This window comes from Sulfuricurvum sp., assembly GCF_031427015.1.
Taxonomy (GTDB): Bacteria; Campylobacterota; Campylobacteria; order Campylobacterales; family Sulfurimonadaceae; genus Sulfuricurvum.
On sequence record NZ_JASJOW010000002.1, the window covers coordinates 382,723 to 400,190 of the forward strand.

A 17,468-nucleotide genomic window follows, 5' to 3' on the forward strand; every position below is an offset into this window, starting at 1 on the left:
AATATTATGGTCTAAAATATTGGCTTAACGGAGCCAAAGTTTCAGACCATCCACCATCAGGAGAGAATGTGAAAAGAGTAGTAGTAACCGGAATGGGAATGATCAATGCGCTTGGTCATGACAAAGAGAGCTCATTCAAAGCGATTTGTGAAGGTGAATGCGGGATCGACATGATCACGATTTTCGATGCTTCGGCACAAAGTGCGCAAATTGCCGGTGAGGTGAAAAATTTCGATCCTGAGAGCGTTATGGACCCTAAAGAGGTTAAAAAAGCGGACCGATTTATCCAACTGGGTATTAAAGCGGCACAAGAAGCGATGGCCGATGCTAATTTTCCTGAAGATTTTGATAAAGAGCGCTTCGGTATTGATGCCGCATCAGGTATCGGAGGACTCCCTTCGATTGAGAAAAATTCAATTATCCTTGAGACTAAAGGGCCGCGTCGTATCTCTCCGTTCTTTATCCCGGGTGCCTTGGTAAACATGCTCGGCGGATTTATTACGATCGATCACGGCTTGCAAGGACCGAATCTCTCTGCAGTAACCGCATGTGCGGCGGGTACTCATGCGGTGAGTGAAGCGGCAAAAACGATTATGATCGGCGGTGCGGATCAAATGCTCGTAGTTGCGGCAGAATCAGCGATCACGGGTGTAGGTATCGGCGGATTTGCTTCGATGAAAGCACTCTCTACGCGTAATGATGATCCCAAACACGCATCACGTCCGTTTGATGCAGAACGTGACGGCTTTGTAATGGGTGAGGGAGCTGCGGCATTGGTTCTTGAAGAGTATGATGCAGCTGTGGCGCGCGGAGCCCGTATTTATGCAGAAGTGATCGGTTTCGGTGAAAGCGGTGACGCGAATCACATTACGACACCGAGTCTTGAAGGTCCGCTTCGCGCAATGAAAGCAGCACTTAAAATGGCAGGCAATCCAAAAGTGGATTACGTCAATGCGCACGGGACGAGCACTCCTACCAATGATAAAAATGAGACGGCAGCACTTAAAATTGCATTCGGCTCCAAAGAGAATTGTCCTCCGGTCAGCTCAACAAAAGGACAAACAGGCCATTGTCTCGGGGCTGCAGGCGGAATTGAAGCGGTTATCAGTATTATGGCAATGCGTGATGGTATCATCCCTCCGACCATTAACTATGTGAATCCGGATGAAAACTGTGATTTGGATATTGTCCCTAACGTAGCTCGAAAAGCGGAGCTTAATATCGTTATGTCTAACTCATTCGGATTTGGCGGCACTAACGGTGTTGTCATTTTCAAAAAAATATAAGAGGGCAAGCCGTTGGCTACCTATTTAGATTTTGAACAAAATATTCGTCAAATACAAGAGGAGATCATTGCGGCAGAAGTGCGTTATGATCATCACGCCGTAGAGATTTTGAAGCAGGATTTGGACAAAGAAGTTCAAAAAACCTATGCCAATCTCTCTCCGTATCAAGAGCTTCAGTTAGCACGTCATCAAGATCGTCCCTATGCTCTTGATTACATCAATCTTTTGTTGGATAAAAAATATGAGATTCACGGGGATCGCCATTTCCGTGATGACCTCTCTATTATCTGTTATATGGGGACAATCGGCGATGAGCGTGTCATGGTTATCGGTGAGCAAAAAGGGCGCGGAACCAAAAATAAGCTCAAGCGTAACTTTGGTATGCCTCATCCGGAAGGGTATCGCAAGGCACTTCGTGCGGCGAAAATGGCGGAAAAGTTCAATATTCCCCTTTTGATGCTGATCGACACTCCGGGTGCTTATCCGGGTCTGGGAGCCGAAGAGCGCAACCAGAGTGAAGCGATTGCTCGTAATTTATTAGAGCTTTCTAATCTTAATACGATCACGGTATCCGTCGTTATCGGTGAAGGGGGAAGCGGTGGAGCATTGGCAATCGGTGTTGCCGATCGTCTTGCTATGATGCGCTACTCCGTATTCAGTGTTATCTCTCCTGAGGGATGTTCGGCTATTTTGTGGAATGATCCTACGAAAGTTGAAGCGGCTACGAAAGCACTAAAAATCACCTCTGCCGATCTTAAAGAGCTTGATTTGATCGATGATATTGTGGATGAACCGCTTATCGGTGCTCACCGTGATAAAGAAGGGGCTGTTAACGCGCTTAAAAACTACTTTTTAGCTAAAGTTACGGAACTCAAAGCTTTGAGCGACGCAGAACGTCTCGAAAAACGCTACGCACGTCTTGTCGGTGTAGGACAGTTTTCCGAATAAGGGTTTCCCCTTATTCTTCCACCTTTTCCGCCTTCTCTTTTTTCTCCGGTTTTAAACGTTTCATTTTTTTTGCCTCTTTTGAAAAAGCTATCAGTTCTTCGGTTGTATGAATCGAATCGGGAAGGATGGCGAGGGTTCGCTTGAGGAGTTTTGTAGTTGTCATGGCATCGGAGAGGGCACGGTGATGTGTTGCATCACGATAGAGCTCAAGTTGTTCGTTCAGGTATGCTAATCCGTAACGTTCAGATTCGAAAGTCCGCTCAGCCAAATCTATCGTACACAAAGAGCGGTTTAATAACCGTTGCAGACCTACACGCTCCATCATTGCCGAGACGAAATTATAATCAAATTTGGCATCGTGCCCAACAAATACCGCATCCCCCAAAAAGAGGCGAAATTCACGCATTACTTTGCTTAATGCGGGTGCTTTTAGGGTTTGCTCCGTCTTTATTCCTGTAATTTCCTGGATTTGATCGGAGATATCACTGCAGTAGACTAAGCTTTCATAGGTATCTAGAATTTTTCCGTTTTGGAGCTTCACCGCACCGATTTCAATGATTTGGTGATGGGATGGTTTAGAACCGTTGGATTCAACATCTACGATACAAAAAAGAGTGTCGGCAACCGAAGTGAGAGCCGTTTGAAATCGATAGTATCCACGGTCTAAAATAATATTCATCCCTTGAGCTTTGAGAAGTTCTAAATTGAGTTCATGCTCACTTCCTAAAGAGGTTTCAAACTCTTCTTTGGGAACACCGTTTTTTGTAAGACGGGCGAGAATTTTAGGATCAAACAGCTTCACGCCTTTGCCTTTGTGATAAAAGCACTAACAAGGGAAGAATCTTTTTTTCCATAAGAGGCTTCAACCCCGCTGCTAACATCGACCGCATAAAAACCGTACTCGCTTAAGGGAGCGACATTTTCAGGAGTAAGCCCGCCTGCTAGAATAATTTTTGAGCAGTCTATCCCTTTAAACCATTCGATATTAAGCCGTTTTCCGCTGCCGCCGAAAGCTTCGCAATACGCATCAATAAGACGATATTCATCGGAATAATCAAGGATATCTTCACGCTTTTGGGCACGGATCACACGCAGAGTCGGAAAATTAACCTGAGCAAAAAAATCATCACTTACATCAAAATGGATTTGTGCCAAAGTGCATCCGCTCTGGAGGCAGGTTCTACGGATAAAATCGGGAGCTTCATTTACAAAGAGGGCTACTTTCTCAACAAACGGGGGGAGCTTTTCGATAATTTTATGAGCGTTTTCGGGAGAAATATAGCGAGGGGATTCCGGATAAAAAACAAATCCAAGCGCATCGGCTCCGGCATGGATGGCATAAAGCGCATCGTCTAAATTGGTGATTCCGCAGATCTTGACTCTCATACTTTTAAGCTGTCAATCGCAGTTTTATAATCCTCGGCTCCGAAAACATAGCTTCCGGCGACGCAGATATCAACACCGGCTTCTTTAAGTTTTTGAATATTAGAGCTTCCGATCCCTCCGTCGATTTCAATGAGGCATTGTGGGTTAATACGATCTCGAAGCGTTTTAAGGCGGCAGATTTTATCAATAACAGTCGGGATAAATTTTTGCCCGCCGAATCCGGGATTGACAGACATCACCAGTACCATATCTAAATCACCCAACAGATATTCAATAGCTTCCGCAGGAGTATGGGGATTTAAAACAATGGCAGGTTTAATCCCGAGTGAACGGATATGCTGGATAAGACGATGAGGATTTTTTTCTTCTTCAATATGAAAAGAGATGTATTCGGGTTTTAACGGGGCGAAGAGATCAACAAAAAAAGTGTTGTTTTGAACCATTAAATGGATATCAAGGGGTTTGGTAGCCGCGCGTGCGATAGCACTGACGACAACCGGCCCGATGGTAAGGTTGGGGACAAAATGGCCATCCATTACATCAACGTGTACCAAATCACACCCCGCGTCGCAAATGGCACGGACATCACGCGCTAAATTACCGAAATCGGCAGAGAGGACACTGGGGGCAACGAGCATGGTGTACACCTTGAGTAATATTTCTGTTATTTTAGCGAAAAAGGTTTGCAGCTAGCTTTGATAACTCTATCGTGTCAAAAAGAATATAAAGTGACTTCCCTCAAAACTAAGGTCTACCTGAACCCCTTTTTTGTTTTGAGCCATTTCCATTAGTGAATTGACATCCATATAGGTACGTGGTAGGGTAATATCGACACGATTTTTTTTCTCTCCGAGCAGGGCTTTTGCTCGTCCTCCGATAATATTGACAAACTCTGCCAATGAATCGAGGATCGATTCTTCATCCTCAATCCCTTCGCCGATAAGGAGCTCGCACGCTTTTTTTGCGATATCCTTTGGAAAAACGAGGATAATCATTCCGTCCAAATCACCGTAAAATCCGATGGAACTGGCGTATTGATCTGCCGTATTATGAATTTCAAGCGGTTGAATTTTCATGGACTCTTTGATCGCTTGTGCATTTGTCATCATGGCGATAGTTGAAACGGTAGCATCAATAAATCCGGGAAGTTCATTGATTAGTGCTTTTGTTAGGCTTCGGACTTGTTTCGAAGAGGCAGCGCTGCTCCCTCCGAGTTCTTGCAGTAACTCTTTGTTTTTTAGGATGTCTTCCATCTGATCAAAAAACATGATACCGGCATCTTCAAGATCGTGTTTGAATGTTATAGGAGTTTTTTCAAAGGTTAGTCCGACAAAGCAGATGGAAGCGTTATACTCTGCTGCCGAAGATGCCAGTTTGGTAAAGAAATTAAGGGCATGGACATTCATCGAGACGACTTTATATGCGTCAAAGATAAATAGGCGAAATCCGACATTCAGAGAATTGTTATGGTAGGCAATGTTAAACGTATTACCGATTTCGGCATCTAAAAAATTGGCAATAGTATAAATGATCGCATTGCCGGTGACACGGGTTGCAATTTTTTGACCGAATAATCCTAAGTAGGTATCTTCAATAATGGCGTAATAAAGATCGGGACTTTGTTTTTTTTCTTCGAACTCTTTTTTACTCTGGGCGATTACGGGATTATGCCCGTAATCAAAAAGTTCAATCGCCATAGCCGAGCGTTGAGACGGTTCTTCGTTATAAAGGAGAACGGTTCGGGAATCGTTTTTATTGCTTGGGACAAAAAGCTCAGCGATTTTTTCTGTCCGGAAAAGGGAAAAGTTGAGGTTGCTACCATAAAATGTATTGATGGTTTTAAATTTTGCGGAGTCGTAATCGCACAGTCCGACCGAGACATGCTTATGACTGCGAATATTGAGTAAGAGGCGAATAAAAACATCCAAGCCGTTCTTATTGAAAAAAATAACTTTTTTTAATGAGACTAAAAGCATATCGATATTGAGTGCTTCGGTTGCTTTTATATCATCGATAGTTAAAAAAGAGGGTGCATTGTTTCCATCCAAAAATCCTTGCGGGTGGAAAACGGCAATACGCCCTTTAACCGTTGGTCTCATCGTACTCCACCACCTGCATAAAAGATTCGTATATATCCTGAACAAACTCAATTTGAAACTCAATAAACTCATTGAGTCCTGCACCCACATAGGTACTTTGGCTCAATTCATAAAAAAGGAGCAGGTGCATCCACTGCGCTAAGATTCTATCTTTAGGATCGATATTTTGATCCAAGCCGGAAGATGCGTGGACAATGCGGGCAATTGCAGGAGAAAGCTCCCATTTTTGCGCAATTTCGGTACACATATCAAATAATGAGCGTTTACTCAATCGAAAAAGGATGGTATTGTAATCCAAAGCCTTAACGCTTCGTAATTGCTCTACTTCATTTTTGCACTCCCCAAAAAGCGCATCACAGACAATGATGCTGGCAGGCAGAAGGGTAATAGCGCTTTCGGTCTCAGGATTGAGAAGATTTAAATGGGTAAGTATTTTTGCCCATTTACGGCTTAGGGAGGCTTGCAAATCGTAAAATGCTTGGGAACTGAGGTGAAAGAGAGCCCACTCTTTTGGGGCTAAAAGGGTGAGTAAATAGTTGTATAAAATTTGTTGCGCCGTAGAAATCCCAAGAATACTGAAAATTTGAGGTAAGTCGCTAATTTCATTACGAAAACCGTAAATAGGACGGTTGACCAATGTTCTGAGGTAAAGGCGAAGGGCAGGATCTTCTTCGGCACATTTGGCTGCTTTGGTTAAATCACCGATTCGGACATAATCAAGTGTTTGCTTGACAACGGTGGGAGCGGGCGGTATATTTTGGATGTAAAGCAAAATTCGTTCTTGGGTAACCACGTGTCACAGCATCCAATCATAATTATTTTTAAAGTGTGCTAATTGTAATGGTCAATTGATTAAAGGAGCCTTTATATACGTTAAACCATTACTTAAGGTAAACTTTGGGTTCATTGCGATAAAATTCGCAACTAAAATTTACGCAAGGAGCCTCAAAATGGCAAGAAAATGTGCTATTAGCGGTAAAGGCCCAATGAGCGGGAACAATGTTTCTCACGCGAAAAATAGAACTAAGCGTCGTTTTTTACCAAACCTTCGTACTGTTCGCGTAACGCTTGAAGACGGTACTACCAAAAAACTTAAAATCGCTGCTTCTGAACTTCGCACGTTGAAAAAAGATTCGTAAACGTCCCCTGAAGGGTCTACGTTGAATCTGATTCAAAAGTTACAGAAATTTCTCAATTGGGAGCCTTCTCCCAAGCCTGACATCACTTTAGATGCTGAGTTATATGCTCAGTTTCTCCCTTTTAGAACCCCCCTTATCCTTATCCAGCTATGTATGATTTTTGGAACTCTCGGTTACATGTATATCGAAGGCCACACTCTTATCAATGCACTCTTTCAAACAGGCTATACGTTTACAACCGTCGGATTCGGCTCTTTGGGAGAGGGAGAATTCACCCCTCTGGGGAAACTGTTTACTATCACTCTGATTATTTTTGGATTTGCGGTATTTACTCTGGCTTTGGGGATTATCGTCGATGTGATCAATCGGGGGGAACTCAAACGAATATTGAAGGAACGAAAAATGTTGTATCGAATTGCCCGACTTAAAAAACATTTCGTCATTTGTTATCATAACGAATATGCGGTGCAGGTGACGAAACAGTTACGTGCAAACCATATTCCGTTTGTGGTCATCGACCCCCGAGCAGATATGGAAGCGTTGGCCAAACAATACCAATATCCTTATTATATTCAAGCTGAACCCCATACCGAAGAGGCGATGCTCAAAGCCCATCTAAGTTCTGCAAAGGGACTTATTACCTTGTCAAGCTCAATGGCGGATAATATTGCATTGATCGCCTCGGTACGGTTGTTTGAAAAAGAACATCGTATCCCTAACGCTTATTATGTTATCAGTGCGGCAGAAGATGTCAACGATATCGATAAACTCAAAAAATTGGGTGCCGATACCGTCGTTTCTCCGACAAAACTGACGGCACAGCGCATTACGGCGATGGCGGCGCGTCCCGATATGGAGAATTTACTCGAGCAATTTTTGTATAAAAGTGATACTCCGCTTGATATGGAAGAGATATTTGTCCCTAAAACGAGCTGGATGGTTCTTAAAAAGTTAAAAGAGACCCATTTGCGTGATATAGCCAATGTATCGGTTATCGGAATTACGAAAAAAGACGGAAAATTGATGCCGATGCCTAAAGGGGATGTTTTGGTTATGAGCGAATGTAAGCTGCTTGTTATCGGGACTCAAAAAGGGATTTTATTTACAAAAACATTGGTTAAAAAACACGAAAAACCGGAGGAACTCAAATATGTATAAACTAAACGCTATTGAGGGTGGTGTGTGCGCGGCAAAGGGGTTCTTTGCGGACGGTATTCACATCGGATTGAAAAAAGAGGGGGCCAAAGATCTCGCTTTTATCTACTCTGACAAATTGTGTGCGATCGCTTCGGTATTTACGACCAATAAAATGACGGCGGCACCGATACGCCATTTTCGCGCTCAAGGGGAATTTGAAGGAAATTTCGTCCTAATCAATGCCAGAAATGCCAATGCAATGACAGGCCGTGCGGGGATTGATGATATTGATGATGTTTTGACGGCGGTGCAAAAGAAATTTCCTCAGATTCAAAACCCTGTAATGAGTTCTACGGGTGTTATCGGAGTACGTCTTCCGAAAGCGAAAATTATCGAAGGGGCGATGAATTTCGATCTTACACGTCGCGAGGGGGTTAACGCTTCTGAAGCGATTATGACAACCGATACTTTCTCAAAACGGATCGCGTATGAAGTTGTTTTGGATAACGGACAATCGTTTCGCATCGGTGCAATGGCTAAAGGTGCCGGGATGATTAATCCGGCGATGGCAACCATGCTGTGCTTTATTACGACCGATGCGGCAGTGGACAAAAGCACGATGCAAAGTATCCTCGATGAGTGTGTTCATACGACGTTTAATGCCGCGAGTGTCGATGGAGACACGTCGACCAATGATACGGTTTTAGTGATGACAAACGGTGAGAGCGGCGTATTTCATCCGGAAGCGTTCAAAGAAGCACTCGAATCCATTATGCTCTTTTTGGCCAAGGAGATGGTACGTGACGGCGAGGGAGCTACAAAGCTGGTAACCTACAAAGTTACGGGTGCGATCAACCACAAAGAGGCGGAGATTGCGGCGAAAGCGCTCAGCAATTCACTCCTTGTCAAAACGGCACTTTTCGGTCAAGATCCCAACTGGGGGCGTATCGCTTCTACCGTAGGCGCGAGCGGTATTATGTGTGATGAAGCCTTCTTGAGTATCTGGTTTGATGAGGTATGCGTTTACAAAAAAGGGGAGTTGCTCTTCGATGAAAAACTTGAGCCTCTCGCCGCGCGCGTTATGCAAAAAAGTGCCTTTACGATCCATTGCGATATCGGGCTGCAAGACGGTGAATTTACCGCTTACGGATGTGATTTGGGGCATGAATATGTCAAAATAAATGCGGATTATCGCACGTAGTTTTAACCGTTACTAAAGTGATAGGTTGCTATAATCGCGATAATTTAACGGCAACAGGATAACTTAATGCGCGGATATAAAATTTTCAGCGGTTCAGCGTGTACCGAGTTTGCGGCGGAAGTGTGCAGAACCCTCGATGTTCCCCTCTCCAAAGCTTCAGTAAAACGTTTTAGTGACGGAGAGATTAACGTTCAAATCTCGGAGAGTGTTCGCGGACGCGATGTTTTTATCATCCAATCTACCGGTGCCCCATCGAATGATAATTTGATGGAATTACTGATTATGACCGATGCCCTTCGCCGCTCATCAGCGAACTCCATTACGGCAGTCGTCCCCTATTTCGGATACGCACGACAAGATCGTAAAGCGGCTCCCCGTGTCCCTATTACCGCTAAACTGGTTGCCGATATGTTTGAAACAGCGGGAATTGACCGTGTTGTGACGATCGATTTACATGCGGGGCAAATCCAAGGATTTTTTGATATTCCTGTTGACAATCTTTACGGTGCGATTATTTTTGAAGAGTATATTCGTTCTAAAAACCTTCCGAATCCTGTTATCGCTTCTCCGGACATCGGCGGGGTAGCGCGTGCCCGCTATTTTGCCGAAAAATTGGGTCTTGATATGGTTATCGTCGATAAACGTCGTGAAAAAGCGAACGAAAGCGAAGTGATGAACATCATCGGTGACGTTGCCGGTAAAGACATCATTATGATCGATGATATGGTCGATACGGCAGGTACAATGGTGAAAGCGGCCGCCGCATTGAAAAAACGGGGTGCTACATCGGTTATGGCGTGTGCCACACACGGCGTACTTAGCGGAAAAGCATACGAAAACCTTAATAACGGCGAACTCGATGAATTGGTGATTTCAAATACGCTGGTATTGAGCGGTCAAAGCGATAAAATCAAAGTATTGAGCGTTGCCCCACTGTTTGCTGAAGTGATTCGTCGCGTTTATCATAATGAAAGTGTCAACAGTTTGTTTAGCTAATGGATAATATTCGCAACTTTTCAATCATCGCCCACATCGACCACGGTAAAAGTACGTTAGCCGATCGTATTATCCAAGAGTGCGGAGCAGTTAGCGATCGTGAACTCTCTAAACAAATGATGGATACGATGGACATCGAGCAAGAGCGGGGGATTACGATCAAAGCCCAAAGCGTTCGTCTCGATTACGTCAAAGACGGTAAACACTACATCCTCAATCTGATTGACACTCCGGGTCACGTTGATTTCAGCTATGAAGTTTCCAAATCATTGGCTTCCAGTGACGGGGCACTTTTGATCGTTGATGCGGCACAAGGGGTTGAAGCGCAAACCATCGCAAACGTCTATATGGCGATGGAAAATAATCTCACCCTTATTCCCGTAATCAATAAAATCGATCTTCCCGCCGCAGAGCCTGAACGGGTTGCCGAAGAGATCGAAACCACTATCGGGATCGATGCGACCGATGCAATTATGATCTCAGCGAAAACGGGTGTGGGTATTCGTACGCTTATCGATGCTATCGTCGATCGTATCCCAGCACCTGCGGGTGACCCAGCTGCGACAACCAAAGCGATAATTTATGATTCATGGTTTGATGCGTATCAAGGGGCTATGGCACTCGTACGTGTATTCGACGGTGAGATCAAGATGGGTCAGATGATTAAACTGATGCACAATGATGAAAATCATCAAGTGTTGGAGCTGATGTATCCTCATCCGCTGCGTCGTCAAAAAACACAAGCTATCAAAGCCGGAGAGATCGGGATTGTTATATTGGGTGTTAAAGAGGTTGGCTCTATCCGTGTCGGCGATACGATTACCGATGCACGAAATCCGACGCTTGAACCGGTGGGTGAATACGCTCCCGCAAAACCGTTTGTATTTGCAGGACTCTATCCGATCGATACCGACGAGTTTGAATCGGTGCGCGATGCCCTCGATAAACTCAAACTCAACGACAGTAGCCTTAGTTATGAGCCGGAAACCTCCGTTGCTCTAGGCTTTGGGTTCCGTGTCGGATTTTTGGGGATGCTTCACATGGAAGTAGTCAAAGAGCGGTTGGAACGGGAATTTAATCTCGATCTCATCGCTACCGCTCCTTCGGTTATCTATAAAGTCTATAAGACCGATGGAACGATGATTGAAGTCCAAAATCCGAGTGAACTTCCTGAGCCGCAAACGATTGAGAAAATCGAAGAGCCGTACGTTCGTGCAACAGTGATCGTTCCGACCGATTATTTGGGGAATGTGATTACCCTTTTGACTAATAAACGGGGTATGCAAGAGAAGATGGAGTATCTCAACGAAACACGAGTCATGCTTATCTATGTTATGCCGATGAACGAAATCGTCGTCGATTTTTACGATAAACTCAAATCAACCTCTAAAGGGTATGCGAGTTTCGATTACGATCCTATCGAATTCCGTCAAGGAGATTTGGTCAAACTCGATGTCCGTGTTGCGGGGGATGTCGTCGATGCCCTCAGCGTTATCGTTCCTCGAACCTCTGCCGATACACGCGGTCGTGCGTTGGTTACGAACATGAAAGAGATCGTTCCGCGTCAGCTTTTCGAAGTGGCGATCCAAGCGAGTATCGGAAATCGTGTTATCGCCCGTGAAACGGTCAAATCGATGGGTAAAAATGTTACCGCCAAATGTTACGGCGGGGATATCTCCCGTAAACGTAAACTGCTCGACAAACAAAAAGAGGGTAAAAAGCGGATGAAAGCAATCGGGAAGGTTCAACTTCCCCAAGAAGCATTTATGTCCGTCCTCAAAATGGACTAGTCATGCGCTGTATGATGTGCGAGCGGCTTAGCTTCTCACATATCTGCTCCTCGTGTCAAGACTCTCTGCTAATTCCCCAACTTCATAAACGCAAAATTATGGGTTCTATCCCTGTTTACTCCTTTTTCCCTTACAACGATATCGAACCGCTGTTACTGACCAAACACACCGATGTGGGATACTACATCTATACCATTTTAGCGAAGCGTGCATTCGGGGTATTTGCAAAAGAGTGGCAGTATGAAAACCGTGTCGCCTCACTCGGTATCGACGATCATGCTACCAGTGGCTATTCTCACACCGCAGTGCTGAATAAAGCACTTACATCACCTAATATAACCCCCTATTATGGAAAATTAAGAGCTACGAATCACCATAAATACGCGGGGAAAAGTGTTGAAGAGAGATTGATGAATCCACGTCGGTTTTATTATCAGCCGTTTTGGGAAAAAGAAGTGATTTTGGTTGATGACATTGTCACGACGGGGACGACATTGAGTGAAGCCACTGAGATGCTTCATGCGAAAGGAAAAAAGGTTATTCTCTGCTTGACCCTTACCGATGCGGAGAATAAGTAGTCAATACGGCGGTAAGGTTGTAATACGTGTATCGACGATAGCCCGTCCGATCGTAAAATGGTAGAGGGATTGAAAGCGCTGGTCTCTCAGCCCCAGCAGTGCATGAAACTCATCATCTAAAAAACACCCTATTCCTGTTGCGCTCAGATTGAGTGAAGTGGCTTCAAGGTAGAGCATTTGTCCGATCATCCCGCATTGATGGTAAAGGTTTTTATATCCGATAGTGCCGTTACGTTCGAGAGACGATGAAAAATCACACAGCATTCCAAAACTAAATGCCCCCTCTTTGGCAATCTCTTGGTTGCACGAGATCATTTGCGCCGCGCCGCGATAATCCCCTTTTTGCAAACAGTAGAGCCCATCTTTACAATCTTCCCAAATGAAGGTTTGATCCATAGCATTTTTGAGCTTTTCTAGATCATCTCTCTTTCGGACAAAGGCATAGAGCCCTTTCTCCAGTCTTTCGACTCGGTGAATAAATAGTATGAAATGAACATCCGAAGCTTCAGCACAAAACCGTGAACTATCCAGCACGGTACGAAATGCCTCCTGTGTGATTCCACTACCATCCATCATTTGGGCACTGCGCCGTTTTAGGATAACCTCTGAGGCATTTTTAGAGGGTGAGGGAATGCTTCGAGGGGCGCTTAGCGGCTTTGTTAAGGGATAAATTCCTTGGGTCGCTTCATCGATTACCGACAAAATAGGCCAATCATGGTGGGATGGGCTGAGGAGATTGGCAGGGTATGGGAGTGGCGGAAGTGAGGGGAGGGAGGAAGCATTTCCGATACGAATGAGCAAATCGGGCGATTCTCTCTCTACCGGATGAAATCGCTCATACTGATCGAGACCGAAAGCGTGTGCGATCTCTTTGGTATCGATACTTTGTATCTCACATCTCCACCCTAACATGGTACACGCGATTTTGATCGCACCATAGGCATGCCCCGCATCAAGTTGGCAGTATCGATAGCACCGTTCACCGTATTTCCATGCTTCTCGCCATAGAATTGAGCTTAGAGCGATAGTAAATCCGTCTTTCGGTATAGGTTTCTCATAGGTATGAAGTAACTCCAAAGCGTGTTCACGCGGTGCATAGTGCGAGAGGGTAGGGTGCTCACTAATCCCTAGGATAGCTGGGGCAATAATATAGCACTCTGTGGGTTGGAGATTGCCGCTACTGGCATTACAGCGCAGTGCCCATGATGAACCGCCGTGACTTTTGATAGCGGCAAGTCCGAGTGAATAGCGTAACAGCTGTGAGAGGGATTCCAAACACAGCGGAGCAGAAGGTAAACCATCGTTTTGAAACAGGAGATGATACGGGGGTGTTACCTCCGTGTGGGTTAGAGGAATAAGCGGAGCACCTTCGTAACGGCGATAGGGATTAGGCTGGGTAGCCCAATCCATATACCCTAGACTCTGTGCATAACGATGGGGGCGATGCTTGGTTCGATCATGATAGTCGAGAACGGCAGTAATAGTATTCATGGAGAGATTGTAATTAAAAGGGGTAAATCCCCCCTTTATATTTCACTTAGCGAAGACTCTTTAAAAGTTCTCGAAGCATTTGATCATGGGTAGTCGTATTGTCGATTTCGAGACGATTCAAATCTGATTTAAAAGCGGCACGATAATGAACCCCTTTCAGATTTGCCGTAGCGGTGATATCCGCATTAAAATGGATAAGCGGCTGAGTGATTTGATACTCTTTGCGTAAGACGGACGGGATGGTAACGGCCTGCATCAAGATTAGCTCAAGTTCTCCGTTAGTCGTATTGAATTCACCTGATCCGTCGACTCTCCCTTTTATGGGTGCCGGGAGAGAAAAGAGGGCGAAGGTTTGTTCTACATCGGCATGTCTCAAATCCAGAAGAAGTCGAGAAGGTTCTAACTCCAAAATTTCGAGTGTCATTGAGGTATCACTTTTGGCTACGGACGTACGTGCTTTGAAGCGTAGGAAGCTTTTGTCCCCTTTGAGGGTAGCATTAAGCTCTAATGGAGTACTGAGAGGGTAACCGATAAACGGTTCTAAAATACCGGCATGTGCTAATGAAGCATTCATGAGTACATTAACGTGAAATGCTTTAATTACCCCCTCATTATCGGCTAAAAGTGATTTGAAATCAAATGAAGTATTGTTCTCTTCATCGAGAGGTGTCGAGGTGAGACGGTGTGTTTGCGTCGTTAATGAAATATCCCCCTCAACATCACGGCGATCAAACCCGTGAAGTGAAACTTCACCGGTAAGGGTCGTATCGGTATCGGAAGGATATTCAAGAAAATGCAGTAGAGCTTCATACTCAATGGCATTTATTTTAAGATCTACAGACGCGAGCTGAAAGCGATGAAGCTCTGTTTTATACAACAACTCTCCTCCCCAAATAGTTGCATTGCCTTGAATCAGAAAGGATGAAATCCCCCCATTTAGAGAACCTTCCATTTTTAAAGGAGTGGATATCGGATTGAGACCACCAGTTTGGAAACACTCCAATCGATAGTGGGCATACATTCGCAATGTCAGAAGTGAAAATCCCCCTTGGGTAGAGAAAGTATTTCCACGGTCGTCTTGGAAAAGGAGGCGAAAACGATTAGGGGTGAGGGTGAATTCCTGTACTGTGATCGGGGTGGAGAGTGCTGAGGTGAGTGATAGGTTGACTACAGGAGTCATCATACGGTTCCCCACCGGAGTAAACAGTATTAACGCGATGACGAATACAATACCGAGGAGCGAGAGGAGTAATCTACCCGGTAAGGTTCGATGAAAGTTACGGACCCGTTTCATAGGAGTGCCAATATCCACGGCGTGCCGATGATCATAAAGATGAGAAAGGTCAACAGTGTCACCGCACCGCCGTAGATATAGATATCACGGGCAGTGATGTAGCCTGAACTGAGATAGATCGCATTACACGAAGAGCCCTGCGGCGTAATCGTAGCGTTGAAATTAGTCGCAAACAACAGCATCATCGCCATCAACTCTCCCGGTACTCCCGCTTGAACCCCTATCGCGAGGAAGATACCGAACAGAGCTAAGAGATGGGCACTTTGTGAAACGAAAAGATAATGGATCAAGACATAGACTAAAATGAGCGAGAAATAGACCCACATCCATGAAAGCCCGATAAGGTATTGGGTAAAGTGCTCGGCAACGGCATTCATAAATCCTTGCTCGGCGAGCTGGGTAGAGAGACCGAAGAGAATAGCAAACCAAATAAGAGTGCTCAGCGCTTCTCCTTGGCTTCGGAAATCCTCAATTCCAAATACTTTAGTTGCCATCAAAATCCCCAGTCCACCGAATGCAACCGCCGCCTTATCGATAGGGAATAGCCCCGATAGTGCCCAAAGGGTGAGCATGGAGACAAATACCCCTGCGGTGATCCATTCATTGCGGCTGATACGCCCCATATGTTCCAAGGCAATAACGGCTTTCTGAGGAGCATCGGGGGTCTCTTTCATCTCGGGGGGATAAATACGATAGAGCATCCACGGGATAAGGGCAAAGGCGATGAGGGTTGGGACAATCGCATATAAAAGCCAGCTACCAAACGTGATATGGATTCCCATCTTCTCCGCAATTCCAACACCGACAGGATTGACCGCCATCGCCGTGAGCCAAAGTCCCGAGGAGATGGTAAGTCCCGCCATCGAGGTCATCATGAGATAACTCCCCGCTCTGCGATGGGTATTGTCTCCCACCTTAGAACCGCAATCATGCGCAAGTCCATAAACGATGGGGTAGAGGACACCGCTTCGGGCGGTATTGCTCGGAAACGCAGGGGCGATGAGAATATCGGTCGCGATAACGCTGTACCCAAGCCCTAATGTGGAATGGCCGAAGCGGCGGATCATGTGCAGTGATAACCGTTTTCCCAGTCCCGATTTATGGACGGCATGAGAAACTAAAAACGCGGCAACGATCAGGAGGATAAAACTCTCCGAAAAGCCTGCATACGCGTGTGATGGTTCAATGACACCGCTTAAGACGCTGATTGCGAGGGCAATGATCGCGGCGGCAATGATAGGGAGAATATTAAAGAGAATCGCAACGATTGTTGTGATAAAAATGGTAAATAGGTGCCATGTTGTAAGATTGATAGCAAGTGGAGGGGGAGTAAACCATACGAAGGTAGCAAAGAGTACCAACGACCCTACAGAAATATACCGTTTGATCTCCACCAATCCCCCTTTTATTAGATAGGGTTATTATAGCATCTTAGCCCACCGTTTATAGTTGATATAAATAGACTCAACTATTTTGCATAAAAAAATTCATATACCTCTTGACAACAGGTGACTCAATGCATTATAATAACACTAGATTTCAACAAAGGAGTCTTTAGAAATCATGTCAAATACAGTCAATGAAGAGCAAATCAGTGAAGAACAAGTTGCCCTTAACGAGGGTGAAGAAAGTGTTGCTGAGAGCATGAATGAATTAGAAACTATTACGGCCGAACTCGCATCGTTGAAAGACAAGTATGCTCGCGTACATGCCGATTTTGATAATATCAAAAAACGTCTTGAGCGTGAGAAATATCAAGCGCTTGAGTATGCAAATGAAAAATTCGCCAAAGATTTGATTCCGGTAGTCGATTCCCTTTCGATGGCGATTAGCGCGACGGGAAGTGAAGCGGAACCGGCAGTATTGTTGGAGAAACTCAAAGAGGGTGTTGAACTCACGATGAAACAGCTCCTAGGCGTTCTTGAAAAACACGGTGTAACGGCAGTGGATGAATCTGAACCTTTCAATCCTGATATTCACAATGCGGTACAGCGCGTGGACTCTCCGGATCATGAAAGCGGAGCCATCGTAAACACTTTTCAAAAAGGGTTTCGATACAAAGAGCGAACATTGCGTGATGCAATGGTCGTTATTGCAAACTAATTAAAATTTAAAACAGGAGA

General features: G+C 44.9%; 17 protein-coding genes. 9 read left to right on the forward strand and 8 right to left on the reverse strand.

Annotation, left to right across the window (positions count from 1 at the left end; all coding sequences use genetic code 11):
• The first annotated feature begins 68 nt into the window (after window positions 1-68).
• On the forward strand, window positions 69-1,286 hold the full coding sequence (locus RMO68_RS04365) for a beta-ketoacyl-ACP synthase II (protein WP_310439489.1): 1,218 nt from the start codon (window positions 69-71) through the stop codon (window positions 1,284-1,286).
• Window positions 1,287-1,298: 12 nt separating this feature from the next.
• Complete coding sequence (gene accA, locus RMO68_RS04370) at window positions 1,299-2,234, forward strand: acetyl-CoA carboxylase carboxyl transferase subunit alpha (protein WP_310439490.1); 936 nt, start codon at window positions 1,299-1,301, stop codon at window positions 2,232-2,234.
• A gap of 10 nt (window positions 2,235-2,244) precedes the next feature.
• On the opposite strand, the gene RMO68_RS04375 is transcribed toward accA, so the two are convergent.
• The 5 genes from RMO68_RS04375 to RMO68_RS04395 all read right to left on the reverse strand — a co-directional run bounded on the left by RMO68_RS04375 (window position 2,245) and on the right by RMO68_RS04395 (window position 6,512).
• The gene (locus RMO68_RS04375; RefSeq protein WP_310439491.1) at window positions 2,245-3,036 is read right to left on the reverse strand and encodes a 3'-5' exonuclease; all 792 of its coding nucleotides are present in this window, start codon (window positions 3,034-3,036) and stop codon (window positions 2,245-2,247) included.
• Complete coding sequence (locus RMO68_RS04380) at window positions 3,033-3,620, reverse strand: phosphoribosylanthranilate isomerase (RefSeq protein ID WP_310439492.1); 588 nt, start codon at window positions 3,618-3,620, stop codon at window positions 3,033-3,035. The genes RMO68_RS04375 and RMO68_RS04380 overlap by 4 nt, the downstream gene beginning before the upstream one ends.
• Window positions 3,617-4,258, reverse strand: coding sequence for a ribulose-phosphate 3-epimerase (gene rpe / locus RMO68_RS04385; RefSeq protein WP_310439493.1), 642 nt, complete (start codon window positions 4,256-4,258; stop codon window positions 3,617-3,619). The genes RMO68_RS04380 and rpe overlap by 4 nt, the downstream gene beginning before the upstream one ends.
• Before the next feature lie 66 nt (window positions 4,259-4,324).
• Window positions 4,325-5,719, reverse strand: a complete 1,395-nt coding sequence (locus tag RMO68_RS04390) for a chemotaxis protein CheX (RefSeq protein WP_310439494.1) — start codon at window positions 5,717-5,719, stop codon at window positions 4,325-4,327.
• A complete protein-coding gene (locus RMO68_RS04395; RefSeq protein ID WP_310439495.1) occupies window positions 5,703-6,512 on the reverse strand; it encodes an HDOD domain-containing protein in 810 nt (269 codons plus the stop codon). The genes RMO68_RS04390 and RMO68_RS04395 overlap by 17 nt, the downstream gene beginning before the upstream one ends.
• Window positions 6,513-6,669: 157 nt before the next feature.
• Between RMO68_RS04395 and rpmB the strand changes: the two genes are divergently transcribed.
• The 6 genes from rpmB (at window position 6,670) to RMO68_RS04425 (ending at window position 12,560) form a co-directional block, all read left to right on the forward strand.
• Entirely contained in the window at window positions 6,670-6,858 is a 189-nt protein-coding gene (gene rpmB / locus RMO68_RS04400) for a 50S ribosomal protein L28 (RefSeq protein ID WP_013459236.1), read from the forward strand.
• 21 nt (window positions 6,859-6,879) lie between these two features.
• Window positions 6,880-8,016, forward strand: a complete 1,137-nt coding sequence (locus RMO68_RS04405; RefSeq protein WP_310439496.1) for an NAD-binding protein — start codon at window positions 6,880-6,882, stop codon at window positions 8,014-8,016.
• Window positions 8,009-9,196 (forward strand): bifunctional glutamate N-acetyltransferase/amino-acid acetyltransferase ArgJ, encoded by a 1,188-nt coding sequence (gene argJ, locus RMO68_RS04410; protein WP_310439497.1) that lies wholly within the window; start codon window positions 8,009-8,011, stop codon window positions 9,194-9,196. The genes RMO68_RS04405 and argJ overlap by 8 nt, the downstream gene beginning before the upstream one ends.
• Window positions 9,197-9,262: 66 nt before the next feature.
• A complete protein-coding gene (locus tag RMO68_RS04415; RefSeq protein WP_310439498.1) occupies window positions 9,263-10,192 on the forward strand; it encodes a ribose-phosphate pyrophosphokinase in 930 nt (309 codons plus the stop codon).
• Window positions 10,192-11,982 carry a translation elongation factor 4 gene (lepA, locus tag RMO68_RS04420; protein WP_310439499.1) on the forward strand — a complete coding sequence of 597 codons (1,791 nt, stop codon included), beginning with the start codon at window positions 10,192-10,194 and terminating at the stop codon, window positions 11,980-11,982. Before RMO68_RS04415 ends, lepA begins: the two co-directional genes overlap by 1 nt.
• 2 nt (window positions 11,983-11,984) lie before the next feature.
• Window positions 11,985-12,560, forward strand: a complete 576-nt coding sequence (locus RMO68_RS04425; protein WP_310439500.1) for a ComF family protein — start codon at window positions 11,985-11,987, stop codon at window positions 12,558-12,560.
• Here the strand turns inward: RMO68_RS04425 and RMO68_RS04430 are convergent, their stop codons facing one another.
• From RMO68_RS04430 to RMO68_RS04440, 3 genes are read right to left on the reverse strand one after another with little or no spacing between them, the layout of a single operon-like run.
• A complete protein-coding gene (locus tag RMO68_RS04430) occupies window positions 12,561-14,051 on the reverse strand; it encodes a SagB/ThcOx family dehydrogenase (protein WP_310439501.1) in 1,491 nt (496 codons plus the stop codon).
• Between the two features lie 46 nt (window positions 14,052-14,097).
• A complete protein-coding gene (locus tag RMO68_RS04435) occupies window positions 14,098-15,345 on the reverse strand; it encodes a hypothetical protein (RefSeq protein WP_310439502.1) in 1,248 nt (415 codons plus the stop codon).
• Entirely contained in the window at window positions 15,342-16,739 is a 1,398-nt protein-coding gene (locus RMO68_RS04440) for a DASS family sodium-coupled anion symporter (RefSeq protein WP_310439503.1), read from the reverse strand. The genes RMO68_RS04435 and RMO68_RS04440 overlap by 4 nt, the downstream gene beginning before the upstream one ends.
• A 169-nt stretch (window positions 16,740-16,908) precedes the next feature.
• On the opposite strand from RMO68_RS04440, the gene grpE reads away from it, so the two are divergent.
• The gene (gene grpE / locus RMO68_RS04445) at window positions 16,909-17,448 is read left to right on the forward strand and encodes a nucleotide exchange factor GrpE (RefSeq protein ID WP_310439504.1); all 540 of its coding nucleotides are present in this window, start codon (window positions 16,909-16,911) and stop codon (window positions 17,446-17,448) included.
• Window positions 17,449-17,468: the final 20 nt, after the last annotated feature.